Source organism: Arthrobacter tecti (assembly GCF_054511355.1).
In genome coordinates this window covers 42,231-68,266 of sequence record NZ_JBTNCT010000020.1, presented here as the reverse complement: position 1 = coordinate 68,266, position 26,036 = coordinate 42,231, and the positions used below count along the sequence as shown (strand labels likewise).

The window sequence follows — 26,036 nt, the reverse complement described above, 5'->3', positions numbered from 1 at the left end:
ACTGCAGGACAGAACAATACGCGAGCGCAAAGCCAGCGCCTGTGATGATTTGGCACGACGGGCCCACCGGGTCAGGGTCTGGCGTTCATCATCAGTCAGTGTCAGTTCGGCCTTGGGGCGACCGGTTCGTGGCATACCCCATCCTACAACTTATAGAACTAATTTACGGCGCAGGACACTAGCCCAGCTTCTTGACGTAGTAGTCCGAAGTTTCAGTTGCCGTCCTGGTGATGCCGTCCTCGTCTACGTAGCCATAGGTTGTGGAGGCCGAGTCCCCAGTGGGGACGTACCCGAGCCGCAAATAGAGGTTTCGGGCCCTGTTGTTCTCCACACCTACCCCCAGGTAGACGTCTTCGAAGCCGGCACTTTTCGCCTCTCCTTCGACCCACTCACACAACGCCGATCCTATGCCTGCACTTCTTCGGGAGGGATTGACGAAAAGGTTCTTCAACTCAGGTGGGTGCGTTGCGCCGAAGTCGAGAATCACAGTGCCAACGGGCGCACCCGCTTCCCACGCCGCTGCGAAGAGCACGCGGCCTTCATGCTGATGCTCAAGCATGCGTTGTGCAATGCCTGCGCCCGGCGGTTCGTGCTTGGTGAGAACGGCCAGGTCACCTTCTGCGCACTGACGCACGACGAATGTTGCTTCCCGACGCCCCCTGCCAGGATCTCGGTTCAAGAGTTTCGTCCAGAACTCATGTCGAGACGCTTCTTGGTGGGCCTGTGCAACCGATAGCCGTGGGGGAGTTTGGCCCGGCGCGGGCCCTGGTTCCATGCCCTGATGAAGTCGGGAAGCATTGGTCCACCATGTCATGGACAAACGGGCTCGTGCCTCCGCATGGACCGAAAGACGGGAAGCGTGAGAGCCACGGCACCTGCGGTCAGACTGCCCAGTCCCCACAAAAGAATCACGGGGCGCGCACCCAGCTCCGCCGCGAGTAATCCGATTGCCGGGTTCGCCAGCAGCAGCGGAACACTCTGCGCGGTGATCAGTACAGACTGAACCCGAGCCATGTACTCATGCGGTGTCGCTGAGACAAACACCGGGCCAACGTGGGTGCTGAAGATGCCCGTTCCCAGCCCTGCCAGAGCTAGCCCAACAGCAGCGGCACCGGGATGCGGCAGCAAACTCGCGAGGACGACGCCGAGGCCAGCCAGGCTGATCCCCTTTGCTGCCGTATGTCCCGGCTGCGCAGATCCGCCACGCAACATCACCCAGCCAGCCACGATCGCCAAAGTCACGCCATACGCTCCTCCAAGGAGGCCCGTCTGACTTGCGGTCCAGCCCTCCGTGCGGCCCAGCAGCGGAAGGAGCAAAGGGGTGAGCGGCACGATGAAGGCGGCAAACGCCGTCGTAAGCCCGACGACGGCGACCAGCGTCGGCCGCTGCCAAATAACCCGTAATCCCGCGGCGAGATGCTCCCCCATTCTTGGCCTGCAGCCTGCGTTTGGAGCGGTTGGAAGATGGCGCCGCAACAGCATCAGAACGAAAAGCATCCCGAGGAAGCCAACCGCTCCCGCTGTGAAGGAAATCGCCAGTCCCGCCAGCGACACGAGAAACCCTCCGGCAACCGGACCCACAAAGGCTGCCAGCTGGCCGACAATCTGGCGGCCTCCCATGGCGCGCTGCAAGGCCTCATCCGGGACCAGGAACTTGGGCACGGAGCCAGCGGCGGGTAAGTAGAAGGCATCCGCGATGCCCATTGCCAGCGCAGCAGTAATGAGCAGCCAGGACGGGCTGTGGCCAGCCGCAGCGAAAACGGCGACACCTGCCATCACCAGGAATAACACCGAATCTGACAGCACCATCACCCGCCAGGCGCCCACACGGTCCGCTACAGACCCGCCCAAGAGCAGGAGGAGAACCCTCGGGATGATCACCATCGTCAACACGATGCCGCCAAGGAAAGCGGACCGCCCGACCGCGGTCCACACCAGACCGAAGGACAGGATGGATGTCCCGATACTTGTCCATGCCAACCCGCCCAGCCATACCCAGAAGAGCTTCGGTGGCTTGGCGCTCATTCCACTTCGCGAACAGCGGACGCTGGCCTCACGGGCATCAGCACACTCAAGAGGTCGCTTGTATCGGCCGATCTCACCCGCAACGGGCCATGGTCGCCTGCCATCTCAAGGACTACGTCCGGTCCGACCGCCGACTCCATCACGGGTCGCAGAAGAGTCATGTCGAACCACTGGCGGAGCGGCGGCCCCCAAGTGAGTGCCGCAAGCTGCTCAGAACCTTCACCTGGCCCGACGGATATCCCATTTTCAGCGATCATCAGCGGATAGGTTCCGGATCGCTCCTCAACGACGGATAGCAGTGCGCGCCGCGGTACGACTGCCCGAGCCACTGCAGCGGGAAGCCCATGAACAACCGCTCCGTAGTCCGGGAAGTCGCCTTCTACGACAGCCAAGGAGCGCTGTTCACCGGTCTCCATGCAACGTACGCTCACGTCGCCTGCATCTGCAAGAAGTTCAACCGCCGCCCTGTCCGAGATCCACGGAAGCAACTGCTGCGCGGATTCCAGGGACACGTGCACTGTGCTGCTCTGGACCGTCGGGGAGGCGAGCCGCAACGTGCGCCACGACAATCGGTGCCGGTCCGTTGCAACCAGGTTGAGCGCGTGCGAGGCGGTGGAGATGCCGATGGCATGGAACTGCCCTGATGCTGCGGCGGATACACGCACCTGGCCAATCGCCCGCGCAAGCTCGTAGCCGGGAAGCATTGCCACCAGGCCGGGGACACCACCACTGAGTAGGTTCAACGCGGAGCGGGCGGCCGACATCGCCCGCAGAGCCTCGAAGGAGATTTCGTCCAGATGTTTGCTTAGCACAAGACTCGATTCGTCCGCGGAATCATCCAGCACAGCCTTCATCACCGAAAGCGGCAACTGCGCTTCCCGCAGCAAAAATATGAGCTCAGCGCGACCAAGTTGCTCCTCTGCGTACAGCCGATACCCGTTCCGCGGATCGACCTCAACGGGCGCCAGCACGCCTGTGTCGTCATAAAACCGGAGGGCGCTTGCTGTAAGACCAGTGGCAGCTGCGAACGTTCCAATACTCATCAGCCGGTCGGCGTCGTTATCCATGTCCCCCATCATCGAGCTTCAAGCAACTCGAAGGTCAACCGGCATCGTTGGACAGTTACGCTGGCTCCATGCCGCAACTGATTTCGCCAACCTGGCGGTTATACGCCGCGTGGCAGGAGGCACATGACGAGTGGGGCCCCGGACTTCACGAGGACGGCTTTGGCCTGCTGCCCACGGACGACGTCCGCTCCACCGAAGGGTTCTCCACTTGGCTTGATCGCCTGTCGAGTGACTCCGACCGATGCTTCTACCGCTGGATCGTCGAGGGCGAGCAGATCCTCGGTGGGATCGCCCTGCGGCTCGGGAACTGCGACTTCAACCAGCGCCACGGACATGTCGGGTACGGCATCCGACCTTCAGCGAGGGGACGTGGCCTGGCGGGCTGGGCACTCGAACGTATGGCCACTCAGGCTCGAGCACTCGGCATGAAGCGCGTATTGATCGTCTGCGAGGTGGATAACCTCGCATCCGCGAAGACCATCGAGTCTCAGGGCGGCCTTCTCGAAGACGGGCCAGGCAGCGTCCGGCGTTACTGGATTGACCTCGCGATGCCGCCTTCCAGCTGAGCAGACAAAGCAGCTAAGACCTCGTCTGACTCGCCTCGTACTTGCTCAGCGACCACACCATGCCGATGCCCGTCAGCAGCACGCACCACAGCAGCGCCTGCCATCCGTAATTCCCGATATCGGTACCCATGAGCAGACCGCGCACGGTCTCGATGAACGGCGTGAACGGCTGATACTCCGCGACCGCCCCCAGCCACGCCGGCATGGAGTCAGTCGGCACAAACCCGCTGCTAAGAAAGGGTAGGAAGGACAGCGGCATGGGCAGGTTGCTCGCAGTTTCAACGGTGTCCGAGATGATACCGAGTGCCAGGGAGAGCCAGGTGATAGCGAAGGCCACGAGAGCGACCACACCGAGCGCCCCCAGGGTGCCCAGCACTCCACCGGCCGGGCGGAAGCCGAGCAGCATTGCAACCCCTCCAACCGCGAGCGTGGCCAGCAGTGCCTGCACCACACTCACCAGAGCGTGGGCGGACAGGATCGCAATCCGCGATACATCCATTGTGGCCAGACGCGCCGCCACACCCTGCCTCATGTCCATCGCAATATAGATTGCAGTCCCTGCACCCCCGGTGCCCACAGCCATCAGCACAATTCCCGGGACCACGTACTGCAGGTAGGCCGCAACGCCCCCGCCGCCCGCGGTGCCCAAACCAGTTCCAAGCATCCCCCCGAAGACGTAGACGAACATCAGCAGGAAGATCACCGGCAGGCCGATCATCATGATGACCATTGACGGGTAGCGGATCAGCCGTTGCAGGCCCCGCCCGGTCAGCGTTGCGGTGTCTGCGAGAGTGCGCTCGAGAGCGCCCGATTCCCGGACCAATGCCGGTGCAGTCATGGTGGTCATGATTCCTCCTTGGTGGGTGCTCCGGTGAGCGCGAAGAAGACGTCGTCCAGATCCGGGGCTGCAGTGGTCACTTCACTTGGTTCGACGCCGGCAGCTGCCAGCGCATTCAGCACGCTGCGGACGGCGGCGCCGTTTGCGGGGGTCGGCACACGAAGTTCGAGCTCGTCACCGCCGGCGGGCAGGTCAACGGGTACGACGGCGGTGAGCACGTCGCGCGCTTTGCCCACTTCCTCCGCGGTAGCGAAGCGAAGCCGCAACTGCTCCTCACCGACGGCGGACTTCAGCTCCGCCGGGGTGCCCTCGGCGACGATGCGGCCGCCGTCGAGCACGGCCACCCGGTCCGCGAGCTGGTCCGCCTCCTCGAGGTACTGGGTGGTCAGGAAGAGGGTGACGCCGCCTGCAACCAGGGTGCGCACGATGTCCCACATGGCACGCCGGCTCCGCGGGTCAAGGCCCGTGGTCGGCTCGTCGAGGAAGATGATTTGCGGGTCACCGACCAGGGTCATGGCCAGATCGAGACGGCGCCTCATGCCACCCGAATAGGTGGCGGCTGATTTGTTGGCGGCATCCACCAGGTCGAACTGCAGGAGCAGCCGTTCGATAAGCGGCTCCCTCTCCCCCTTTGGTACGTGCCGCAGCCGCGCCATCAACCGGAGGTTCTCTGCGCCCGTTAGAAGCTCGTCGACCGCAGAGAACTGTCCGGTGACGCCGATGATCCGGCGGACCCGGCCCGGCTCATCGGCAATGGAATGTCCACCAACTACCGCCGTGCCCTCGTCGGGTTTGATCAAGGTGGCGAGAATCTGGACGGTGGTGGTCTTGCCCGCACCGTTGGGACCGAGCAGCGCAAACACGCTGCCACGGCCGATCGAGAGGTTGATTCCGTCCAGGACGGTTTGTGTACCGAAGCTCTTGCGTAGCCCACGGACATCGAAAGCGAGGTCCGTGGCAATGGCAGTGTTCATGGTGATTCCCCCCTTTAGTTCGCAGCCGCGCGGAATGCGCGGACGCTGCCGTGATTGGTGCGGGCAGTGACTTCTAGGCGGTCGGCGGCGCCGCCGTCGTCGTCGTTCTGCGGTTCGTTTGAAGCGGCAGCCAGCTCATTGCGGACTGCGCCGGCCTTGGTATCGAGGTCCAGCCAGGTGAGCGTGCCCTGCCGGATGCCCACCTCGATGTCGCCGTGGCTCGTTGCCAGCTGTGCTGTGCCGCTGACGCCGTCACCGAGCCGAATCCTGCCGTGCGATGTGCGGGCATTGACGTTGCCCATCACGGTGCGCACCTCGATGTTCCCGAAGCTGCCGGCAACCTCCAGTTGGCCCATAACCAGGCCGACGACGGCGTTGCCTTGCGAACACTTCAGAGTTGCGCTGCCGTAGACCTCGCCGATGGTGGCACTCGACGCGGTGAGCGTGGTGGTGCCGCTCGAGCGGTCGAGGGTGATTTCGCCGTGAGAGGTTTTTGCGGTCAGGTCGGCAACGTCGCCGGCGCTGATGTTGCCGTAGCTGGTTGTGAGCAAGGACCGTCCGAGCAGTCCGCGGACCCGGATGTTGCCGTAGGAGGATTTCACTTCGAAGCGGGACCGTTTGGGAACCCGGACGTGAACGTCGATGGACCAACTCTTGTTGACCCAGGTGCTCACGAGGTTCTCGCGTTTCTGGATGATGGTCAGGCGGCCATCCGCGAAGTCGACGGCGGTGTTCTCGGCGGCGCGGACGTCGGCCGGGCGGTCCGGTTGTGTGGGTTCGACGGTGACGGTGACTTCGCTGACGTCGTCGGCGGTGATCACCAATTCGCCCATCATGAGCGTGACTTTTGCGTCGATGGCAGTTGAGGCTTCATAGGTGTACTGCATGGGAGCTCCTTACCGGACCCAGCCGGTGAATCGGTTTCCGCTGCTCTTGGGGGGCAGTTGATTGGGGGTGTTGGTGTTCTCGGTGAGCGCGCTGGCAACCGCCCTCACCAGCCAGGTGTTGAAGGAGAGGCCTTCACGGGTTGCTGCGGCCTCGGCTTTACTCTTGAGATTTTCGGGAAGGCGGAGAGTGGTTCGTGTGGTCTGGCCATCGACGGTGTAGTCGGCGGCTTCCGGCATCGTTGACACCTCGGTGGTGTCATTCTGCATCAGTGGTGTCACCACGAACTCGGGATCCCGTCCACGCAGCCGAACGTCGACTGAACCGGGTGCGAGTTCTGCCGTGATCTCAGCGGCCGCATCGGATAATGCCTCTAGGATGACCAGTCGTAGGGAAGCATCGAGGGACCGGGTGAGGTTGCGGGCAATGTCGGTAGCCTGCTCACCGGCCAGTTCCGTTGCATCAACGAGCTGATCCTGGAGTTCTTGTACGTGCCTTGAGATGTCCACGGCACCAGTGTGACACCACGGTGGTGTCACATGCAACCCTAAGCTGGTTTTGCTTGGATGACGCTAGTCAGCAAGGCGGCCAGCATACTAGTCAGCGCAGCGACAAGAAGTATTGCGTCCGTCGCTGGGTTATAGACGATGTTCCACTGCCACGGGACGAGGCCGGGCACGGCATTCAGGACGGCGAAAACAGGAGCAAGCAGTGCAGCCCATACTCCGCCAAGCAGCGTCCCGGTGATCAGCGTGAATGCCAGCAGGAGAGCGAAGAGGCACACGATCCTCAACCAGCTGATGTCCCTTGGATAGAGCAGCGCCGCGAGCATGGCTGTTAAAATGCTGATTGCGGCGATCAGCGCGAGGCTCGCCAGCCGCAGGCGTATTCCGTTGCGCGCACTCGATGCGGTAAGCCAACTTGTGCGGTCCTGCACGAGCATGGCGACCAGCACCAGTGGGACGCACAATCCGATGGCACCCAGTTGCTCGAGTGCGCTACTTGTCGATGAAACACCAGGGTCGATCCGAGGGATTGAGACTTGAGAGCTGAGAACCGCAGCTGTCCATGCGACGAACCACCAGATTCCCCACACACTATTGAGGCCCCGGTGGTGGAGCAGCAGTACCGGCGTGGGCGTCCGCTTCATGGCCACTCCACGTCCTCCAATGCACACGTTCTGATCGATTCTGCGTTCTGCTTGAACCATGCCTTCCGCTCGCGTGGTGTGAGAGCTGCAAGTTCCTGACCCATTCGCGGTGCTTCAGCCAACTCGGGGTCCAGGAGCCATGGCGCACCCGTGAACGTGACCATCTCCTGAAGACCGATTCCTTGCTCAATACGCCACCACGCATACAACCCGGCGGCAGCGAGTCCGGTTCTGGTTCCGGGGGCCGAGCACTGGTAGAAAATCTGCTCTCCAAGGGCGGCGAGTGTTAGCTCCCTGTCGATCGTAAGGGCAGGGCTGGTATTGCTGTCCATCGGTTCAACAGGCAAGGCGCCTGGATCGGTTGCCCCTGCGCTATCGAGTTTGCGTGGACGTAGAGCTTCCGGGATGACAGTCAACGAATGAGATGCCAACCTCTGGAACTGCGGCAAGACCGCCGCATGCGCCCTATCCGTACACACAATTGGTGCCTCTCCCATGCAAACCTGGTTCTCTGCGTCTGGGATGTGCGTGAGGGTAGACCCGAGAAGCGCTGTCATCATCAGTGCGGCGAAACTGACCGTTGCACCGATCGCCAGCATCCGTCGCCTACTCATGGCGATCGCAGCCACGGCAACGGCGAGGCCGCACCAGAAAAGCAGCTTGGCCGACAGCTGCAAGTCTTCTGGTTGTAGGTATAGCCACGGGCGTCCGTCCGCAAGCATGACGCCGAAGAAGGGCGAATCCCATAGGTAGAAAGCAGGTACAACGTAGGACGCGTAACTGACGATGAGCGCTAGCGGGATCGCCGCTTCCGACCGGAGGTATCTGCCGAAGGTCGCTCCGAGCGCCGCCCACGCAACGGCTGATGCCCAGGCTATCGGAAGCACGAGCAACATGGGTGGGTGCAGCGCTCCGTGCTCGGGTGCTCGCGTCAGCGTCATCGCGAACATAGCGGCGAAGATGATCGAGTAGGCGAGGCAAGCCAGGGATGCGCAATAAAGTATTGGTCGACTGTAGGCGCCGCGGACTCCCCGCGCAGAGGCGGCCACCCACTCGCTGAGTCCACTCCGCCGCACGCTCCCGGCGAGCCATGCAGCGCTTGTGCAGACCGTCAGTGATCCGAACACGGTGCTCAAGAGGAAGGAACTCATGGTCGCCGGGAACCATCCCAGCCAATTCTGTTGTTGGACCAGCAACGGATACGCCATCGAAAGCAGGTAGATGCTGAAGAGAATCAACAGGGTGCGCACCGGCGCGGGAATAAGGAGCGAAAGCCGGAATCGATTTTCAATTGCCACGCTGTACCGGCAGGTTTCTGTCGTCGCTTGCGATGACGGCTTCTCTCAACCGGTCACTGAGTTGATCGGAGGGCCCGGCAAGGTCATTACCTGTGAGATCAGCTGAGATTCGGCCGCGGTCAAGTACGAGTACCCGCGAGGCGGTTCGAACCACGTCCTCAACGAGGTGAGTGGAGTAGAGCACCGTCGTTGTTTCACTGAGCGCCCGCAGCAACATCAGATAGCTTTCGCGCTGGGCGGGATCTAATCCCGCGGTCGGTTCGTCCAGCAGCAGGAATCGCGGTTCACCCACGATTGCCGATGCCAGGATGACTCTCTGGCGTTCACCGCCGGACAGGCTCTTGATAGGCCTCTTTCGCAGCTGCGCAATATTGCAGATATCGAGGGCGTGCAAGGTAGCCGCCCGGGTGCGGCGTGATTCAACCAGCTTCAGCCAGCTGGCGTACTCCACGAATTTGTCGACGCGCATCCCTCCCGGATAACCCGGGCCCTGCGGTACCCAGCCTAACGCGGAAAGGTGTTTGCGGGTCTCGCTGTTGGTGCGATGCAGCAGGCCCGCGCTGGTTGACACCGTCCCCGATGTCGGCAGGAGCACACCAGCCAGCACACGCATAAGTGTGGTTTTTCCCGCCCCGTTTCGCCCCAGCAAGGCTGTGAGCCCGTTGGACAACTCCATGGAAAGATCTGAAAGGATGAGCTCGCCGTGCTTCTTCACGGAAAGCCCATCCACCACGATCGAATACGCATTCTGCATGGTTTCGTTCTTCTCTAGTCTCTGACCCGTCTGACCTTCGACGCTAGAGCCGGCTCTGAGGAAGCACAACACTTCTCGACGTAACGATGCTGTGACGCTACCCTAGCAATTCGTTTCGTAGGTCGGTTTCCCCGGTATGCCGCACAGTCCGGAAGCCCAACGTAGTTGCGGTCTCGATATTGGCGGCGTTGTCGTCAATGAATACGATCTGGCCCGGCTGCGCCGGCAGCTCGGCAAGAACATGCTCGAAGATTCTGACGTCTGGTTTGGTCATGCCAAGTTGGCCGCTGAAGAACCTTCTGGAGAAGTACCCGATCCATGGTGAAGCCGCAACGAATCGATCAGACATCCCGACCGGCATGTTGGACAGCAACGCCAGGTTGCAGCCTCTGATCTGCATCGCCTCCAGCACCGACATAGTCGCGGCATTCAGATGGGACCACTGTGCTGCGTCCAACGCTTCGAGCTTGTCCACGAGCTGGTCGCTGATGCGGCGCCCGACTACCCGAGACCAGTACTCGGCAGGACTCAATTCACCTGCATCGAACAGTTCCCTATGGATCCAGTAAGCGCTTGTTACCGGTTGCAGGTCCAAACCGGTAGCGCCCTCAAGCAGAGCCCAGTCGCTCGGTTCCGGAGCGGTACAGATCACCATCCCGTAGTCGAACAAGTACCAGGTCTGTGCAGTGTCGGATCTGATCACTGGCACAGCCTAATTGCACATTCACTTCCCAGGTACGTCACCCCGGTTGTACAAAGTTTTTAGTTGAACTTCACTTCCTGATGCCGTTTCGAATAGCGAGGATGCTCCGAATGAACGATGAGGTAAACCCCGAACCTCCCATCGCCGGTGACGAGACAGCCACATTGCTGGGTTTCCTGGAACGGCAACGGGCAACCTTTGCTTGGAAGACCAGCCGTCTGGATGAAACTGCTCTCCAAGCGACATTCGGACCTTCCTCGATGACGCTGGGTGGGTTGCTCAAGCACCTCGCCCGTTTTGAGGATGACATGTCCACGGAATGGTTGCACGGCCGCAGTCAGCTCCCACCGTGGAACGTCATCGACTGGGGTGCCGACCCCGACTGGGACTGGAACTCAGCCAATCAGGACGCGCCCGCGGAGCTTTACGAACGGTGGCGCGACGCTGTGTCCCGCTGCCGTGCCTTGTTGGCGGACGCCCTCAACGACGGTGGGCTGGGGCGCCAGCGCTTCATTCCCTCGAAGCCCGATATTGAGCTGCCAAGCCTGCGCTACATCCTGCTCAACATGATCGAGGAGTACGCCCGCCACAACGGTCACGCTGACCTCATCCGGGAGTCAGTGGACGGCCTGGTCGGGCAGGATCCGCCCGAATCCTCACAAGAGCATTGAGCTTACGACGACGGCGGTTACCACACACAGCGCGATCCCGCCCATATGAATCCACCACTTCCCGGACCCAACCGGTCGCTGCCTGCGGTCTTCCGCCGACTCAGTGATTCCGACGTAGTCCGTGAACCGCCGCAGCCTCCCCGGTTCATCCCTCATGGATGCCTGCCGCTTGGCTTCGGGGGCTGCTCCGCCACCGTGCTGGGAAGTGCCTCAGCATACTCCGTCAGCGCACGCCCGTAACCGCTGAGGGTAGGGATGAGGGCGTTCAGTGCTGTCCTTAACGCGTCTCCGTAGCGGCCCTCGTCATACATAGCCAGGGCGAGAAACGCGAGCCGCGCGTCGTCGTCGTTTGATGACGGCATTGACTCCAGCATCAAAACCGCTTCCGACGGGGCGCCAACGTTCCGCAGGGTGCTCGCGAGTTGGATATACACGCGTGTGGCGCGTTCCCCTTCGAGCCCGGCCTCGATCGACCGTCGATAGAGTGAAATGGCTTCGCTCTCGAGTCCGAGAGCATCGTGAACGCCGCCCAGCTCGAACAGCGCTGCAGCGTCCCCTCCCGGCTGCTCGGAAGCCAACGCGTGCATCCTGGCGATCGAACCCTGCGCGTCCAATTCCGAGAACTCGTTCTCGTAAAAGTAGTCAACTTTTCGGTCCCAGCTCTGATCCGTCACAATCTCAGTGTTCCATGTCGAGGTACCAGTAATTCGGTGGCCGTACTCGCAACGCTACTGAAATGGAGAGGCGATTCGACGAGTCCGTCAGCGCCACCGCTCTGGTGGAGTTCGCTTCAGCGGTGTTTACTGATTCCGTCGAAGGGAACCCACAATGTCCTCACGCTCCGAAGAATCGCTTGCCGTTCTGTCTCGCGCGCTCGACCAGACGGCCGAAGTGCTGGCCGCAATCCCAACCGAGAAGCTGCACAATCCAACGACGTGCAGCGACTGGGATGTGACTAGACTGACCGCACATGTGGTGGCCGGGCCGTCGAACTTCGTCGTGATGGCGGAGGGAAACGAACCTGACTGGTCGGTTGAACCTGACCTGCCTGATGATTGGACTGCCGAATTCCGGACTGGCGCCGACAAGTTGCTGACCACGTGGCGCGACGCCGGATCCGATGCCTCACCTGAAGGGATGGACTGGCAAACAGCGGAGTTCGCCGTTCATGCCTGGGAACTGGCGAAGGCTACCGGCCAGTCCCGCGAACTGGATGAGGAGGTGGCGCAGCGGGGTTATTCCTTTATGCATGCGGCCCTGACACCGGAGAATCGCGGAGACGCTTTCGCCCCGGAGGTTGCCGTTGCCGATGACGCTACGGCATACGAGCGGCTGGTCGCCTTTGCCGGAAGAAAACCGTCTTCCTAGTGACTGCTGCGCTTTGCGGTGTGGATTCATGGCTCAAAACAGGTCAGGCCGAGAACCTATCCATGTCCACCTACGACGACGGCGCGTGGCTTCGCGCTGTCGTCGTCTGGCCCGCTCGGCGGACGAAAGTGCGGCAGACTGGCCAATCTCTCGCCTCGTTCGCTGTGGGCATAATTCGGCGTTGAGCTGGCCCAGCAAGAATGTCAGAGCTGGGTGATGGACTGTTTCTATGGAGAACGGGAGTGAGTTGACCCTTGAGGATGCCTATGCTCAGGCGTCTTTGCATTGGTCTGAGGTTCCGCTTTCGGATTTCTTTTTTCCTGACGGCGATGATGAGTTCGATGAGCATGCCCGTGCTGCCGTTGAGAACGCGTCGCCGTACGGGCTGGTGAACAGGTTGGAGAGGGTGACCCGGTCGGATTCGCTGCAGGCAGACAGCCTGGATGATGCCCTGAACCAGCTTCGGGCAGCGGACCGGTTGGCGTCGTGGGCGGCTGCTAAGCAGGCAGCGCTGATCGCCCAGGTTTTCCACGGAATCCAGGCGCACCAGGCCTGCCACACCGAGGAGGCACGTGCGCAGTTCGCTTTCACCCTGGCTGAACAGGAGATCGCACCATTGCTGCGGCTGCCCGCCCGGACGGCACACCGGATGCTCAACGAAGCGTTACGCCTGAGTGAGTCGCTCCCGGCTACCTGGGAGGCCCTGGAAGCGGGGAAGCTTAGTCCTGCCCAGGCGCAGGTCATCGTGGAAGAATCCGGGTCCATCCCGGATGAGGCAGTCGGGGTGTTCGAGGCCACGGTGTTGACGACGGCGGGGGCACTGACCCGGCCGAAACTCGCCCGGTCATGCCGGCGGCTGCGGGAGGAACTGCACCCGGAGTCGATCAGCGTGCGAAGGGTCCGTGCGGTGAAGGACCGGGCAGTGAGCGTTCAGCCCGAACAGGATGGGATGGCCTGGCTGGGGGCGTACCTGCCCGCCGAGCAGGCGCATGGGATTTTCAACCGGGTCGACGCCGCGGCACGCTCGTTACAGGGCCCCGATGAGGCACGGACCCTCACTCAGCTCCGGGCCGACGTGTTCGCTGATGTGCTCACCCACACCTGCACCGGGGATCCGAAGAACGGCACCGGGTACCGTGGCGTCGGCGCCCACATCTACGTCACTGTCCCGGTCATGACACTTCTGGGTCACCGGAGACAGGACTGGCAAAACACCCCCGCCGGTGCCGACGGAAGCAGCCACGCGAAGGAGCCCGCCCAGGAAAGTGCGCGGAACGGCAACGGTCACGGCGGCGGCGCACCTGATCTCGAGGGTTGCGAAAGCGGGCTGCTCGACGGTTACGGGCCGCTCGACCCGGAAACCGCCCGCCAGTTGGCCGCGCACGCGCCGAGCTTCACCCGGATCCTGGTCCATCCGGAAACCGGGGCGGTCCTCAGTGTCGGCAGGGACAGATACCGTCCACCGAAACACCTCCAGGACTGGGTGAGAATCACCCACCCGACGTGTGTCCATCCGGGATGCAACAGATCCGCCTGGACCTCGGAGATCGACCACACCATCCCTTGGGCGCACGGCGGGAAGACGGAACTGGGAAACACTCTGCCTCGCTGTCGGCTCCACCACGCCCTCAAGTCAAAGGGTATCTGGGGAGGCATCAGAGTAGATCCATCCGGCTCCATCAGCATCACCTCACTGGCCGGGAAAACCTACACCACCCTCCCCGAACCACCACCACCCTTCTAAGAATCTGGGGGTGCCCTGACAAGGCTGCTGGGACTGACGGGTGCTGAGTCGTGTGCCCAGCGAGGAGCCAGCGGCGACAGGGGTGAGAGGACATCGGGTCATGCCTGCGCACCCAATCGCCTCCTCAGGCGCAGGCAACAGGGCAGTCCCGCCTAGCGCGGGGGCCCTGACGGGCGCTTTCCTTCAAGCAGGGACCGACGGGTGCGTTCCTTCAATCAGGGCCCGACGGGCGCTTTCCTTCATGCGGGGCCCCGCCTCCGGAGAACCGCAGCGAAGCATTCCCGTCTGCGGTGCCTGTTGCTGACGACGCGACGGCCTGCGAGCGGCTCGGGCTTTCGCGCACAGAGCCCGTCTGCTCGGGGATCTAGCCACGCCCCGAATGTGGTGCTCTCATTGAAGGACCAATCGGTCGGCGGCGAGGCGGTGGTCCAGATGTCGGAAATGGCAATTTCGAAGAGCGCGCTACGCGGTGGGGCTCTTACGGTCGGCCTCTACGCCATCCTCTTGTGCTGGTTTGGGGTGGCCTGGATGATAGTGACCATTCCGGGTCTCTTTTATTCGTCTGCTTGGTTCCTCGCTCCGGCAGCTGTGCTGACTCTGGTGCTCTGCGCGCGGTGGTTTAAGGGCCGGGAACGTGCCGCACCGCGCAAACCTCGACACGTCCACGTCCGACGACGGCACGTCGCTCGCGCCGTCGTCGTCGGGGCTGCTCAGCGAGGCCCAAGATCTCCGCTGTCGCGCTCGTTGCTCATTGTCTTTGTCTACACCGCGACGCTGGCTTGGGGTTTGCTGGTGCTGATGGCCTGGAACGGCGCGGCCTGGGTGCTTGGCTCGGTGTTGCTCGGGCTTCCGCTTCTGGCCACCCTCCTTGCAACCTTCGCGTGGGCTTATCGGGGACGACCTCAAACCTGACGCGAACAGCCCTCGCAGACGGCTGCACAGAACCAACGGATTCTGACAAAGAGGGCTTCCCGCAAGCGACGCAGCATCAACCCACCGTCACATGCATGAAGGCAACGGATTCGTTGGAACATGCATAAACAACCTACTCCCCGCGGGAAATCGCAATCATCTCGTCGCGCGGAACCAGCTTCACGCGCTCACGGACGAGCTCGGGCAGCGTGCCGTCGTCGTGCGCGTAATTCGCACCCAACTTGAGCTCATGGTCGTCGAGCCGAAGCCAGCCTTCCCACGTGGTGTAACGGACGCCGCGCTCCTCGAGGAGGTTGATAATGGCATCCTCGGACGGGTGCTCTGCCGCCGGAAGGTTCAGGCGGTCCTCGAGGAGGAAGCCGATGGTCTCCAGGGCGTCGCCCTTGGTATGGCCAATAAGGCCAACCGGCCCGCGCTTGATCCAACCCGTGCAGTAGATCCCCGGGACCGGATTGCCGGACTCGGCGATGACGCGGCCGCCCTCGTTCGGGATGACACCGTGCCGGCGGTCATAGCCGACCTCCGGAAGCTCAGAACCGAAGTAGCCGATCGCCCGGTACACAGCCTGGACCGGATAGTCCACGTACTCGCCGGTGCCCTCAACGGAACCCGTACCGTTCAACCGGGTGCGCTCAAACCGCATGTTCGCCACCTTGCCCGGGGTTTCCGATGAATCGGTGATCTCGACCGGGCTGTGCAGGAAGTGCAGATGCAGACGGCGGGACGCACCGGAGGGCTCATCTTCGACCAGCCAGTTGGTCAGGGTCTTGACCATGGTCTTTGTCTGGTTATTGGCGGCGATCTGCTGCTCGGACGCCTCGTCGAAGTCGAAGTCCTCGGGGTAGAGCACAATGTCAACGTCACGGGAATGGGACAGTTCACGCAGCTCCAGCGGCGTGAACTTCACCTGGGCCGGACCACGGCGGCCGAAGACGTGCACGTCCGTAACGGGCGACTTCTTCAGTGCCGCGTAAACGTTCGCGGGAATTTCAGTGACCAGCAGGTCGTCAGCATGTTTGGACAGCACGCGCGCGATGTCCAGGGCCACGTTGCCGTTGCCGATGACCGCGATCTCCTTGGCGTCCAACGGCCAGTCGCGGTCCACGTCCGGATGCCCGTCGTACCAGGACACGAAGTCCGCTCCCCCGAACGAGCCCTCAAGGTCAACGCCCGGAACATTCAACTCGGCATCCTTCACCGCACCGGTGGCAAAGATGACGGCGTCGTAGAAGGTGCGGAAATCGGAGAGGGTCAGGTCCCGCCCGTAGTTGACGTTGCCCAGGAACCGGATGTCGCCGCGGTCCAACACCTTGTGGAGAGCGTTGACGATCCCCTTGATACGCGGATGATCAGGGGCGACGCCGTACCGAATGAGGCCGTAAGGCGCAGGGTATTGGTCGAATAGGTCGATGGAGACCTCGAAGTCCCCGCCCTTAACTTCCTGCGACTTGGTCAGGATGTCTGCGGCATAGACACCGGCCGGGCCGGCGCCGATGATGGCAACCCGAAGTGGTCGGGCCGACGTCGTGCTGGACACTGATGCGCCTTCTTCCTGGTGGACAACCGCACGCGTATTAGCGCACAGTTTCCTATTCTAAATGTCGCAGCGTGCGGCGTCGAAAGCAGTGGCGCAGGTCTCACGGCCGGCTCGCTATACCCCGGTCAGCGTCCGGTGCTGCACCGACGACGGCGGCAGCAGAGTGAGCGGCAGTGTGGGCGGAGTGGCGGTGGAATCCTCGAAGCGCAGCCACTCGACCGGAACTGGCTCAGGTGCTGCTTCCTTCTTGGTGCGCAGCATCATGATCAGCGCATGCAGTCCAATGAACGCCCACAATGCATTCACGGCAGCCGATGGCCAAGCCTGACTGAAATACGCGCTACAGAACAGGAACGCCGAGCCCGTGATGTTCAGTCCCTGGAACAGGCGCGACGTCGCCGCAAGCCTACCCGCCGTCAACAAGCCGTACCCGGTGATGGTGCACAATGCGCCGGTCCAACCCAGCACTGAAAGAAGAAAAAAGGTGTCCACGGACAGCTTGCTCCGATGGGAAAGAGCCGCCAAGGACGGCTCGTGATTCGATCTGACAGATAGATCATGCGTCGCACGAAAGGTTAAGCACAACTCGCCATTTATAAACTCCCCATTTAGGATTACTAAACATGCCCACCGACGCCCGTCGCCTTGAGTTTCTTCTTGCCGTTGCACGCCAGGGAGGCATCCTCGCTGCCGCCGAGTCCCTCCATGTGACTCCCTCCGCCGTGTCACAACAGATCAGCAAACTCGAAAGCGAAGAGAAGGTGCGGTTGCTGGATCGGGGGCCGCGGGGCGTCACGCTCACACGGGCGGGCCGCGTGCTGGCCGAAGCCGCCGAAAACATCGAACGGGAACTCATCGAAGCGCGCCGCCGCGTCATGGAGATTGAGGGCGAGGTCTCCGGCACCGTGGTGATCGGCGCCTTCCAGACCGTCATCACAGGCGTTCTTGCACCGATGCTGGCCGCGTTTCAGCGTGATCTGCCGGGGGTCGACGTCGTTATCTCCGAAACTCCCTCGTCAAAGCTGCCGGGCGTGCTTCGCTCAGGTGATGCCGACGTCGTCATTCTTGAGCGCGATCTCGACGCCGACCACCCGGCCCCGCGGTATACCCGCGAAGTGCCGCTGCTGGACGAGCCCTGGCGGCTGATAGTCCCCAGGGATGCTCTCTCCGACCAGACCGTACCGGACCTGGATCGCTTGTCCTGGCTGGGCATCGACCCCGACGGAGCCTCGGCGCAGGCATTCGCGCGGGTGTCGGCCAACCTGAAGCTCACGCCGCGAACCGCCCACAGCTACTCGGACTTTTCCTCCGCACTGTCCCTCGTTGCTGCCGGACAGGGAGTTGCACTGTTGCCCGCGCTGGCCCTTGAGCGTGATCTGCCGGACGGAATCGAGATCATCGACCTGCCCGGATTGGGAAGCCGGCGCCTGGTACTGCGCCACCGGCAGAGCAAGCGCGAACCTTCGACCGCGGCCCTCGCCGTCATAGAGGCAATCGTGCACAAAGCGGGTCAACTCTCCCTGGCGTGATGGCTGGCGTGAGCACAGTCATGGGCTAGCCAAGTGACGTGCATTACGCGTATCGTTCATATGAACGATTAGTTAGGAGCTATCAGTGATGACTCCACCATCGCTTTCCCGCAGAAGCCTGCTCTCTGCCGGGTTGACCATTGGAGCCGGTTCGCTCGCGGCAGGCCTCACCGGTTGCGGACCTTCGCAGCCGGTCTCCGAAATCCCCCTGAGAGGCGCAACCGGAGTACCAGCGCCGGGCAAGCGGCTGAGGGTTGCGCGCCCGGCAGCCTCCGCCGCCGAAACCCTCGATTCCGCCAGTTCCCTCTCCGCCTACGAGTACCTGGGCGCTCTCTACAACCGACTGGTCAAACTCGACCGTGAAGGCCAGACCGTAGCGGATCTGGCAGAGGAATGGAGCTCGACGCCGGATGGCCGGGTCTGGACCTTCAGGCTCCGTCCCAACGTGAAATTCCATAACGGTCAGACCCTGGTCGCCGCGGATGCTGCCTACTCCATCACCCGAATCCTCGATCCGGAGGTGGCATCCCCGCAGGCAGGAGTGCTTGCCCCGATCCTCGAACCGGCGGGAATCAGGGCAACCGATCCCCTGACCCTCGTCTTCGAATTGCTCTCCCCCAACGCCGAGTTCCCCTCCCTCCTGACGGCGTACCAGTGTTACATCGTCCCTGAGGGCATAGCTCCCACGCCCGGATTCGCCGTAGGGACCGGACCCTTCCAGCTCTCTTCCTTCACTCCTGCAGGCCGGGGAAGCGTGGAAGCCTTTCCGGATCACTTCGCTGGCCCACCCGCCCTGGAAGGCATCGATTTCTACTCCGTCCAGGACACCAGCGCCAGGGTCAATGCCCTCCTGGCCGGTCAGATCGATTTCATCAGCCAGACCAACCTGGACTTCGCCACCGCGCGGGTTGTGGCGTCGTCGTCGAACACCACGGTGGCACGGTCAGAGAACGCCCAGTGGTACACGATCCCGATGCTGGCCACCTCGCCGGAGTTCTCCGATCCGCTGGTGCGCCAGGCCATGAAACTCGCTTACGATCCCCAGGACATCGTGGCGACCGCGTTGCAAGGCAACGGCACGCCGGGCTGGGACAACCCGGTCACGCCGTCGGATGCGGCTTTTCTGGACTTCCAACGCGAATATGATCCGGAGAAGGCACGAGCGCTCCTGCAGCAGGCGGGACAGGAAGGCTTCACCGCCGAAATTTTCACTTCGGCCTACGACCCGGTATTCACGCCCATGGCCGTTGCCTACGCGGACGCTGTCAAGGCGGCCGGCATCGATCTCCGGGTGACCAGCGCGTCGGCCGACTCCTACTACACGGAGATCTGGATCCAGGAACCACTGTGCGTCAGCTACTGGTTCACCGGCCGGCCCATCGACCAACTGCTGAACCAGATCTTCCGGTCCGGCTCCTCCTACAACGAAGCCGCCTGGTCCAACGAACAGTTCGACGAACTGCTCGTGGCCGCCCGCCGCGAAATGAACGATGAGCGGCGCCGCTCGATCTACCAGGACGCGCAGCGCGTGATTATCGACGACGGCGCGGACATGACTCCCATGTTCGGCGACCGACTGGTGGGCCTTGCCCGGAACGTCGTGAACTACGACGAGTACGGCTTCGAATTCGACTACATCAACATAGGGCTGACGTGATGCTGACCCTCATACTTCGCCGTCTTGGCACCTCCATCCTGACCATCCTGCTGGCGTCCTTCTTTGTCTTCTTCGCCGTGCAGGCCCTGCCCGGCGACGTGGCACAACAAATACTCGGCCAGAACGCCACGCCGGAAGCACTCGCCCAGACCCGCGAACGGCTGGGTCTCGATACACCCGTCTGGATCCGTTACTGGGAATGGCTGCTGGGTGCCGTCCAGGGAAACTTCGGCGTCTCGCTCGTCTCGGGTGAACCCGTTGGTTCTACGCTGCTGCTGCACTTCCGCAACACCCTGCTCATCGCCATCCCTGCTGTGCTGATCTCCGTGACACTGTCACTGCTGCTCGGCGTGGTTGCAGGCCTGCTGCGCGACAAGTGGGCAGACCACGGCATTTCCGTCCTTTCCCTCATCGCAATGAGCATCCCGGAGTTCATGGTGGCAGCGCTTCTGGTGCTGGCCTTCGCGATCGGCATCCCTGTGTTCCCCGCCGTGGCTCTCGACGGGCCGACGGCCTCGATACCGGACCTGATTCCCAACATCTGGCTCCCCGTGGTGGTGCTCTCCCTTGCCATGGCGGCCTACATCATCCGGATGACGCGCACCTCGACCATCGACGTCATGGCCTCGGAATTCGTCACGACGGCGAAGCTCAAGGGCCTCAGCCGGAAGCGCATCGTATTCCGGCACGCGCTTCCCACCGCGCTGCTGCCGACCCTCAACGTGGTCGCGATCAACATTGCGTGGCTCCTCGGCGGCGTGGTCGTGGTGGAGAACGTGTTCAACTACCCCGGCATGGGCGCTCTCATGCTCGACGCTGTATTCAACCGTGACCTGCCCACCATCCAGGCAATCGCGGTCCTGTCCGCGCTCATCTACGTCGTGTGCAACCTGGCGGCCGACCTGACCGCCATGGCCCTCGATCCGCGACAGCGCGGACGCGGGCAAAGAGCCCGGAAGAAGCCGGCGGAAGACGCGCCAACGCAGGGGGCGCCGGCATGAAAACACTTCTCCGCATCTCAAGCCCCATGGCGATCGTGGGTCTGGCGCTGATCGGCATCAACGTGCTGCTGGCCCTGCTGGCACCGTGGATCTCGCCCTATGATCCGGTGGCGAGCGACTCGGCCGCCGCATTGCAGGGTCCAACCTGGCAGCACTGGCTGGGCACGGACCTTTTCGGCCGCGACGTGCTGTCACGGACGCTGAACGGCGGACGCTACGCCCTTGGCGTCACGTTCGTCGCCACCACCATCGCCGTCGCGCTCGGCGCGGTGATCGGCTCCCTGGTGGCCTACGCGAACAACTGGATTGACGACGTCGTAATGCGCGTGGTCGACGCCATCCTTTCGGTGCCCACCATCCTGGCCCTGCTCGTGGTGGTCACGGTCTTCGGTGCCGGTGCGCCGGTGATTGTGCTCGCCGTCGTCGTTGTGTACACGCCGGCGGTGATCCGCGTGGTCCGCGGCGCCGCACGCTCCGTCACCACGCTGGACTACGTCACGGCGGCCCGGGCGCGCGGCGAGCGTGCTTTCCCGATCGTGACGCGCGAGGTGCTGCCGAACGTGCTCGACGTCGTTCTGGTGGAGTACGCCATGCGCGCCAGCTGGGTGGTCCTACTGATCTCCTCGCTGTCTTTCCTCGGCTTCGGCGCCAATCCCCCAGCGCCCGACTGGGGCCTGATGGTCGCCGAGAACCGCACAGCGCTCACCGTGGTGCCGCTCGCGACGATCGCCCCGGTGTTCGCTCTGGCCAGCTTTGTGATCGGCCTACACCTCACGGCGGACGGACTCGGCAAGGCCTTCGGAATTGACCGCGCGATGACGGGAGCAGCACAGTGAGCAACTCGGTGACAGACCCCCACCCAACGCGCCCAGCCAACGACGACGGCGCACTCGTCCAGGTCTCCGGCCTTCGGATTTCCTACGAGGCAGGCCGTGAACTGGTCCCCGTGGTGCAGGACGTCGATTTCAACATCGCCGCCGGCGAATCCTTCGGGCTCGTGGGCGAATCCGGGAGCGGCAAGTCCACTGTTGCCCGCACTCTCCTGGCCGAGCTCCGCGCCGGATCAAGAATCCTGGGCGGCGAGGTCCGCGTCGACGGGCAGAACGTCTTCGACCTGGACGGCCCGGCGCTCCGGAAACTGCGCGGCGGAACCGTGGCACTGGTGGCACAGAACGCCGGCCAATCGCTCACGCCGTCCATGCGGGTCGGCAAGCAGGTCCAGGAAGCGCTTGAGAGCCACGGAATCAAGGGCGGACGACGACGGGTGCTTGAGCTCCTGGATCAGGTGCGCCTTCCACACGTGGCCGAGTTGGCGAAGCGCTACCCGCACCAGCTCTCCGGCGGCCAGCAGCAGCGCGTATCCATCGCCATGGCCATCGCCGCGCGGCCGAAGGTGCTGGTGCTGGATGAACCCACCACAGCACTCGATGTGGTCACCCAGGCCGCCGTCCTGCGTCTGATCGAGGACCTGCGCAGCGAACTGAACGTTGCCGCGCTGATTGTGAGCCATGACCTGGGCGTGGTCTCCGGGATGGCGGACCGTGTCGCCGTAATGCGGGACGGCCGCATCCTGGAAAACCAGACCACCGCCGGCCTGTTCGCCCGTCCGGAGCAGGAGTACACCCGGGAGCTGCTGGACAGCGTTCCCCGGATCGGCGCCCCTGTCGCCAGCATCCGGGCGATTCAGGATGAGCCGCTGGTCGAGGCACGAAGCCTCACGATTTCCTATCATCCGAGCGCCCCACCCGCCGTGGATGGCGTTGACCTGACAATCAGGCGCGGTGAGACTCTTGCCGTCGTCGGCGAATCGGGCAGCGGGAAGTCCACCATGGCGTGGTCGCTAGCCGGCCTGACCCCTGCGAGCGGCGGCACCATGCGCCTACTCGATGAGCGGGTGGGCCAGGGTGGCGACCTCACTCAGCCGGTTGCCCGACGCAGCACGGACCTCCGCCGCCTGGTGCAACTCATCTTCCAGAACGCCGATACATCCCTGAATCCCCGCCGGACCGTGGCATCTGCGATCCGCCGCCCGTTGCGGCTGTTCGGAACGGTTCCACGAAAGGACGAGCGGCGAAGGGTCGAGGAACTCCTCACCGAGGTGGATCTTCCCGCCAGCTTCGCCTCCCGGCTCCCCTCGCAGCTTTCCGGAGGGCAACGGCAGCGGGTCGGCATCGCACGGGCTCTAGCGGCTGAGCCGGACCTGATCATCGCGGACGAAATCACAACGGCCCTCGACGTTTCGGTCCAGGCTGCGATTCTGGAGCTGCTCGCCGAACTGCAGAAGCACCGAGGACTGACCACGCTGTTCATCAGTCACGACCTGGCCGTGGTTAAGGACGTGGCGGACCGCGTGGTGGTCATGAAGAACGGCCGCATCGTCGAGGAAGGTCCGGTGGAGAGCATCTTCAGCGGACCCAACCATCCGTACACGGAATCGCTGGTTGACGCCGTACTGGAGCCGGGCGAGCTTGACCTGCCGGAACCGGGTCCCAGCGAGGACTCCTGGGAGGACCACCCCGACGGCGACTGGGACGAGCCCTCGCCTGGGCATCGAATTCGCAACTGGAAGGACAAGGCAGTCGTATGAAGTATGTGGACCCTCTCCCGGAGTCCATCACGGTGGAGGACGCCTGGATCCCTCTGCCCGACGGCGTCCGCCTCCACGCGCGGATCTGGCGCCCCGAGGACGCACGTACGCGGCCAGTACCCGGGCTGCTTGAGTATCTTCCCTACCGTCTGGATGACTGGACCGCGCCCCGCGACAGCGAACGGCATCCCTACTACGCCGGGCACGGCTATGCCTCGGTCCGGGTCGACATCCGCGGCACCGGGAGTTCCGGGGGAACGTTCGACGACGAATACTCGGCTCAGGAGCAGACCGACGGTCTCGCAGTCATCGAGTGGATCGCCCGGCAACCGTGGTGCACCGGTTCCCTCGGGATGTTCGGGATTTCCTGGGGCGGTTTCAATTCGCTTCAGCTCGCCGCCCATGCGCCTGAGGCGCTCAAGGCGATTGTCACAGTGTGCTCCACCGACGACCGCTACGACAACGACGTCCACTACATGGGAGGGGCCCTACTGGGCATCGACATGGCGGCCTGGGCCGGAACTATGTTCGCGTTCAACGCCCGCCCCCCGCGGCCGGAAGTGGTCGGGGAAGCGTGGGTAGACCAGTGGCGCGCGCGTCTTGAGCGGCACCGGCCGCTTGCCCCGACCTGGCTCGCCCATCAGGAACGGGACGACTACTGGCGGCACGGCAGCGTCTGCGAAGACTACTCCTCCATCAAGGCTGCGGTACTGGCTGTGGGCGGCTGGCATGACCCCTACAGGGACGCCGTGCTGCGCCTTCTTGCCAACCTCGACGCGCCGGCGCGCGGCATCATCGGCCCGTGGTCCCACCAGTACCCTGACCGGGAGTTTGCACCCGGCCCCGGCATCGGCTTCCTGCAGGAAACGGTGCGCTGGTGGGACAGATGGTTGAAGGGCGAAGACAACGGTGCGGACAGCGAACCCAAACTGCAGGCTTTTCTCATGGAAGCAGAGCCCCCGGCCACCTACTATCCCGTCCGCGACGGCAAGTGGACCGCGCTCGGTGAGTGGCCGTCGTCGTCCATTGAATCCTGGACCGTCCGGTTCGAGGACGCGCATGGTTCGGCGACGGGCGGTGCGGCGGTCGTGAAGTCGCCTCAGCACACCGGGATCGACGCCGGACGGTTCTTTCCGTTCGGCAATGTCACAGACCTGCCGCCGGACCAGCGGGCAGAGGACGGACGGTCCGTATGCCTGGACTTCGCGCTGGAGGAGCGGCTGGAGATTCTCGGTAATCCACGGGTTCGGTTGCTGCTGGCGTCCGACAGGCCCCAGGCGAATGTCATCGTCCGGCTGTGTGATGTCGCACCGGACGGAGCGTCCACACTGGTAACCCGCGGCGTGCTCAACCTGAACAAACGCAACGGCCGAGACCGGCGCGATGAGATGCCGGTCGGCGAATTCGTTGACGTGGAGTTTGACCTCGTTTCCATCGGGTATGCGCTGCCAGCCGGGCACACGCTTCGTGTGGCGATCTCTTCGAGTTACTGGCCGTGGATCTGGCCCCACGCCGAAGAGGGGGAACTGCGAGTGGATCTGGCGGCCAGTTCCGTTGAGGTTCCCATGCTGGCGGAGGCCGGGGATGCGCCTGCCGTGCGGCTCGGCGAGCCGGAGCAAAGCCGGCCAATCGCCGTCGTGGCCGTTCCGCCGTCGGAAAGACCGCAGGACGTGGACGCGAAGTTTGTGGCGCCGGCGCAGCGGAGTATTCGTCACGACGTCGAAACCGGTGAGTGGATACTGGACGTCGACCCTGGCTACGGCGGGTCGCGCCGCTACCCCGATGGGCTCGATTTCTCCGAGCACAGCAGGGAGACCTACCGTATCCGTCAGGGGCAACCGCTCAGCGCGGAAGCCACCTCGGCGTGGGCGATCACCCTCGCGAACGACGGCTGGCGGGCGCGGCTGGAGACGACCTCCCTACTGCGTGCGTCGGACACCCACTTCATTGTGACGAATCGCCTGCAGGCGTATGCGACGACGGCGGACACCGAGGAGCAACTTGTGGCCGAGCGGACCTGGCATGACGAAATTCCGAGGACATCCGCATGACGAGGCAGCGGCAACCACCGCTGGTGCGTCGCGGGCTCATAGTGGAGGCGGCGCGCCAGGTGATCATCCGGGACGGGCTACACCGTACGAAACTGCGCGATATCGCTGCCCAGGCCGAAGTATCTGTGGGCACGGTGACCTACCACTTCAAGAGCGTCGACGAGATTCTGAGTGAAGTCGCCGAACGGGAGACCGAGCGGTTCTACACCCCGCTCCTCGAAAAGGCGCGGAACGAACAGGACCCGGTGCGCGCGCTCACCCTGCTGATTGATCCCCTCTTCGACGGGAGTGAATCGACGGCGGGCCATTGGCGTTTGTGGACCGACTACTGGACGGCCAGCGCCCGCCGACCGGGGATGGCCGAGAACGACTATGGGCGGCTGCGGGTGTGGCAGGCGTGCTTTCAGGAAACGGTTGAACGCGGTATCCGGGAAGGGGTGTTCAGTTCTTCAGCGTTGCCCTCCGCGGTGGCGCTGAAGGTTGCCGCCTACTCCGACGGGATCGCGACGCAGATGGGCATGAACGCCGACGGACTGGACCATCTGGTGGCCCGGCAATGGCTTAGACAGCTGCTGACCGCCGAGCTCGATGCCGTGTTCGACGACGTACCTTCCGGTGGCGCGCAGGTCATGGCGTCCGGCGGCGGGCTGCCCCACGCAGTCAAGGAATAAATAGAGCGCCCTTTCGCCTTTCCCTGT

26 protein-coding genes are annotated in these 26,036 nt (G+C 63.3%); 12 read left to right on the top strand and 14 right to left on the bottom strand.

What is annotated here, in order from left to right; all coding sequences use genetic code 11:
- Nucleotides 1-178: 178 nt before the first annotated feature.
- The 3 genes from ACX80C_RS16900 to ACX80C_RS16890 form a co-directional block, all read right to left on the bottom strand.
- Nucleotides 179-634: a GNAT family N-acetyltransferase gene (locus ACX80C_RS16900; RefSeq protein WP_459327626.1), complete on the bottom strand. Its 456-nt coding sequence runs from the start codon at nt 632-634 to the stop codon at nt 179-181.
- 176 nt (nt 635-810) lie between these two features.
- Entirely contained in the window at nt 811-2,025 is a 1,215-nt protein-coding gene (locus tag ACX80C_RS16895) for an MFS transporter (RefSeq protein WP_459327625.1), read from the bottom strand.
- Nucleotides 2,022-3,092: a DNA polymerase III subunit beta family protein gene (locus tag ACX80C_RS16890; protein WP_459327624.1), complete on the bottom strand. Its 1,071-nt coding sequence runs from the start codon at nt 3,090-3,092 to the stop codon at nt 2,022-2,024. The genes ACX80C_RS16895 and ACX80C_RS16890 overlap by 4 nt, the downstream gene beginning before the upstream one ends.
- 68 nt (nt 3,093-3,160) lie before the next feature.
- Between ACX80C_RS16890 and ACX80C_RS16885 the strand changes: the two genes are divergently transcribed.
- Nucleotides 3,161-3,658: a GNAT family N-acetyltransferase gene (locus ACX80C_RS16885; RefSeq protein WP_459327623.1), complete on the top strand. Its 498-nt coding sequence runs from the start codon at nt 3,161-3,163 to the stop codon at nt 3,656-3,658.
- Between the two features lie 13 nt (nt 3,659-3,671).
- Here ACX80C_RS16885 and ACX80C_RS16880 read toward each other — a convergent pair whose 3' ends face one another.
- The 8 genes from ACX80C_RS16880 to ACX80C_RS16845 all read right to left on the bottom strand — a co-directional run bounded on the left by ACX80C_RS16880 (nt 3,672) and on the right by ACX80C_RS16845 (nt 10,260).
- On the bottom strand, nt 3,672-4,505 hold the full coding sequence (locus tag ACX80C_RS16880; RefSeq protein ID WP_459327622.1) for an ABC transporter permease: 834 nt from the start codon (nt 4,503-4,505) through the stop codon (nt 3,672-3,674).
- On the bottom strand, nt 4,502-5,470 hold the full coding sequence (locus ACX80C_RS16875; protein WP_459327621.1) for an ATP-binding cassette domain-containing protein: 969 nt from the start codon (nt 5,468-5,470) through the stop codon (nt 4,502-4,504). The genes ACX80C_RS16880 and ACX80C_RS16875 overlap by 4 nt, the downstream gene beginning before the upstream one ends.
- 14 nt (nt 5,471-5,484) lie before the next feature.
- Entirely contained in the window at nt 5,485-6,357 is an 873-nt protein-coding gene (locus tag ACX80C_RS16870; RefSeq protein ID WP_459327620.1) for a DUF4097 family beta strand repeat-containing protein, read from the bottom strand.
- A 9-nt stretch (nt 6,358-6,366) separates the two neighbouring features.
- On the bottom strand, nt 6,367-6,864 hold the full coding sequence (locus ACX80C_RS16865; protein WP_459327619.1) for a toxin-antitoxin system HicB family antitoxin: 498 nt from the start codon (nt 6,862-6,864) through the stop codon (nt 6,367-6,369).
- Between the two features lie 38 nt (nt 6,865-6,902).
- On the bottom strand, nt 6,903-7,505 hold the full coding sequence (locus ACX80C_RS16860; RefSeq protein ID WP_459327618.1) for a hypothetical protein: 603 nt from the start codon (nt 7,503-7,505) through the stop codon (nt 6,903-6,905).
- A complete protein-coding gene (locus ACX80C_RS16855) occupies nt 7,502-8,803 on the bottom strand; it encodes a hypothetical protein (protein WP_459327617.1) in 1,302 nt (433 codons plus the stop codon). Before ACX80C_RS16855 ends, ACX80C_RS16860 begins: the two co-directional genes overlap by 4 nt.
- Nucleotides 8,793-9,557 carry an ATP-binding cassette domain-containing protein gene (locus ACX80C_RS16850; RefSeq protein ID WP_459327616.1) on the bottom strand — a complete coding sequence of 255 codons (765 nt, stop codon included), beginning with the start codon at nt 9,555-9,557 and terminating at the stop codon, nt 8,793-8,795. The genes ACX80C_RS16855 and ACX80C_RS16850 overlap by 11 nt, the downstream gene beginning before the upstream one ends.
- A gap of 97 nt (nt 9,558-9,654) precedes the next feature.
- Nucleotides 9,655-10,260 (bottom strand): HAD family hydrolase, encoded by a 606-nt coding sequence (locus ACX80C_RS16845; RefSeq protein WP_459327615.1) that lies wholly within the window; start codon nt 10,258-10,260, stop codon nt 9,655-9,657.
- A gap of 110 nt (nt 10,261-10,370) precedes the next feature.
- On the opposite strand from ACX80C_RS16845, the gene ACX80C_RS16840 reads away from it, so the two are divergent.
- Complete coding sequence (locus ACX80C_RS16840) at nt 10,371-10,931, top strand: DinB family protein (protein WP_459327614.1); 561 nt, start codon at nt 10,371-10,373, stop codon at nt 10,929-10,931.
- A gap of 152 nt (nt 10,932-11,083) precedes the next feature.
- Here ACX80C_RS16840 and ACX80C_RS16835 read toward each other — a convergent pair whose 3' ends face one another.
- Nucleotides 11,084-11,605 (bottom strand): tetratricopeptide repeat protein, encoded by a 522-nt coding sequence (locus ACX80C_RS16835; protein ID WP_459327613.1) that lies wholly within the window; start codon nt 11,603-11,605, stop codon nt 11,084-11,086.
- Nucleotides 11,606-11,759: 154 nt separating this feature from the next.
- Between ACX80C_RS16835 and ACX80C_RS16830 the strand changes: the two genes are divergently transcribed.
- From ACX80C_RS16830 to ACX80C_RS16820, 3 genes are all read left to right on the top strand, one after another.
- Nucleotides 11,760-12,299: a TIGR03086 family metal-binding protein gene (locus tag ACX80C_RS16830; protein ID WP_459327612.1), complete on the top strand. Its 540-nt coding sequence runs from the start codon at nt 11,760-11,762 to the stop codon at nt 12,297-12,299.
- A 229-nt stretch (nt 12,300-12,528) separates the two neighbouring features.
- Entirely contained in the window at nt 12,529-14,043 is a 1,515-nt protein-coding gene (locus ACX80C_RS16825; RefSeq protein ID WP_459327611.1) for an HNH endonuclease signature motif containing protein, read from the top strand.
- A gap of 393 nt (nt 14,044-14,436) precedes the next feature.
- Nucleotides 14,437-14,955, top strand: coding sequence for a hypothetical protein (locus tag ACX80C_RS16820; protein WP_459327610.1), 519 nt, complete (start codon nt 14,437-14,439; stop codon nt 14,953-14,955).
- Nucleotides 14,956-15,088: 133 nt separating this feature from the next.
- Here the strand turns inward: ACX80C_RS16820 and ACX80C_RS16815 are convergent, their stop codons facing one another.
- On the bottom strand, nt 15,089-16,513 hold the full coding sequence (locus ACX80C_RS16815; RefSeq protein WP_459327609.1) for an FAD-dependent oxidoreductase: 1,425 nt from the start codon (nt 16,511-16,513) through the stop codon (nt 15,089-15,091).
- Between the two features lie 114 nt (nt 16,514-16,627).
- Entirely contained in the window at nt 16,628-17,005 is a 378-nt protein-coding gene (locus tag ACX80C_RS16810; protein WP_459327608.1) for a CBU_0592 family membrane protein, read from the bottom strand.
- 131 nt (nt 17,006-17,136) lie between these two features.
- Here ACX80C_RS16810 and ACX80C_RS16805 point away from each other — a divergent pair, with 131 nt between their 5' ends.
- From ACX80C_RS16805 to ACX80C_RS16775, 7 genes are all read left to right on the top strand, one after another.
- On the top strand, nt 17,137-18,042 hold the full coding sequence (locus ACX80C_RS16805; protein ID WP_459327607.1) for a LysR family transcriptional regulator: 906 nt from the start codon (nt 17,137-17,139) through the stop codon (nt 18,040-18,042).
- 88 nt (nt 18,043-18,130) lie between these two features.
- Nucleotides 18,131-19,699 carry an ABC transporter substrate-binding protein gene (locus ACX80C_RS16800; protein WP_459327629.1) on the top strand — a complete coding sequence of 523 codons (1,569 nt, stop codon included), beginning with the start codon at nt 18,131-18,133 and terminating at the stop codon, nt 19,697-19,699.
- On the top strand, nt 19,699-20,700 hold the full coding sequence (locus ACX80C_RS16795) for an ABC transporter permease (RefSeq protein WP_459327606.1): 1,002 nt from the start codon (nt 19,699-19,701) through the stop codon (nt 20,698-20,700). The genes ACX80C_RS16800 and ACX80C_RS16795 overlap by 1 nt, the downstream gene beginning before the upstream one ends.
- Complete coding sequence (locus tag ACX80C_RS16790) at nt 20,697-21,536, top strand: ABC transporter permease (RefSeq protein ID WP_459327605.1); 840 nt, start codon at nt 20,697-20,699, stop codon at nt 21,534-21,536. The genes ACX80C_RS16795 and ACX80C_RS16790 overlap by 4 nt, the downstream gene beginning before the upstream one ends.
- On the top strand, nt 21,533-23,287 hold the full coding sequence (locus ACX80C_RS16785; RefSeq protein WP_459327604.1) for a dipeptide ABC transporter ATP-binding protein: 1,755 nt from the start codon (nt 21,533-21,535) through the stop codon (nt 23,285-23,287). Before ACX80C_RS16790 ends, ACX80C_RS16785 begins: the two co-directional genes overlap by 4 nt.
- Nucleotides 23,284-25,338, top strand: a complete 2,055-nt coding sequence (locus tag ACX80C_RS16780; protein WP_459327603.1) for a CocE/NonD family hydrolase — start codon at nt 23,284-23,286, stop codon at nt 25,336-25,338. The genes ACX80C_RS16785 and ACX80C_RS16780 overlap by 4 nt, the downstream gene beginning before the upstream one ends.
- On the top strand, nt 25,335-26,009 hold the full coding sequence (locus ACX80C_RS16775; protein ID WP_459327602.1) for a TetR/AcrR family transcriptional regulator: 675 nt from the start codon (nt 25,335-25,337) through the stop codon (nt 26,007-26,009). Before ACX80C_RS16780 ends, ACX80C_RS16775 begins: the two co-directional genes overlap by 4 nt.
- The last annotated feature ends 27 nt before the right edge of the window (nt 26,010-26,036 follow it).

Bases quoted from the DNA above. Each gene is read 5' to 3' on its own strand.
- ACX80C_RS16895 (WP_459327625.1), bottom strand. From the start codon at position 2,025: ATGAGCGCCAAGCCACCGAAGCTCTTCTGGGTATGGCTGGGCGGGTTG.
- ACX80C_RS16890 (WP_459327624.1), bottom strand. From the start codon at position 3,092: ATGGATAACGACGCCGACCGGCTGATGAGTATTGGAACGTTCGCAGCT.
- ACX80C_RS16885 (WP_459327623.1), top strand. From the start codon at position 3,161: ATGCCGCAACTGATTTCGCCAACCTGGCGGTTATACGCCGCGTGGCAG.
- ACX80C_RS16880 (WP_459327622.1), bottom strand. From the start codon at position 4,505: ATGACCACCATGACTGCACCGGCATTGGTCCGGGAATCGGGCGCTCTC.
- ACX80C_RS16875 (WP_459327621.1), bottom strand. From the start codon at position 5,470: ATGAACACTGCCATTGCCACGGACCTCGCTTTCGATGTCCGTGGGCTA.
- ACX80C_RS16870 (WP_459327620.1), bottom strand. From the start codon at position 6,357: ATGCAGTACACCTATGAAGCCTCAACTGCCATCGACGCAAAAGTCACG.
- ACX80C_RS16860 (WP_459327618.1), bottom strand. From the start codon at position 7,505: ATGAAGCGGACGCCCACGCCGGTACTGCTGCTCCACCACCGGGGCCTC.
- ACX80C_RS16850 (WP_459327616.1), bottom strand. From the start codon at position 9,557: ATGCAGAATGCGTATTCGATCGTGGTGGATGGGCTTTCCGTGAAGAAG.
- ACX80C_RS16840 (WP_459327614.1), top strand. From the start codon at position 10,371: ATGAACGATGAGGTAAACCCCGAACCTCCCATCGCCGGTGACGAGACA.
- ACX80C_RS16830 (WP_459327612.1), top strand. From the start codon at position 11,760: ATGTCCTCACGCTCCGAAGAATCGCTTGCCGTTCTGTCTCGCGCGCTC.
- ACX80C_RS16825 (WP_459327611.1), top strand. From the start codon at position 12,529: ATGGAGAACGGGAGTGAGTTGACCCTTGAGGATGCCTATGCTCAGGCG.
- ACX80C_RS16805 (WP_459327607.1), top strand. From the start codon at position 17,137: ATGCCCACCGACGCCCGTCGCCTTGAGTTTCTTCTTGCCGTTGCACGC.
- ACX80C_RS16800 (WP_459327629.1), top strand. From the start codon at position 18,131: ATGACTCCACCATCGCTTTCCCGCAGAAGCCTGCTCTCTGCCGGGTTG.
- ACX80C_RS16795 (WP_459327606.1), top strand. From the start codon at position 19,699: ATGCTGACCCTCATACTTCGCCGTCTTGGCACCTCCATCCTGACCATC.
- ACX80C_RS16790 (WP_459327605.1), top strand. From the start codon at position 20,697: ATGAAAACACTTCTCCGCATCTCAAGCCCCATGGCGATCGTGGGTCTG.
- ACX80C_RS16780 (WP_459327603.1), top strand. From the start codon at position 23,284: ATGAAGTATGTGGACCCTCTCCCGGAGTCCATCACGGTGGAGGACGCC.
- ACX80C_RS16775 (WP_459327602.1), top strand. From the start codon at position 25,335: ATGACGAGGCAGCGGCAACCACCGCTGGTGCGTCGCGGGCTCATAGTG.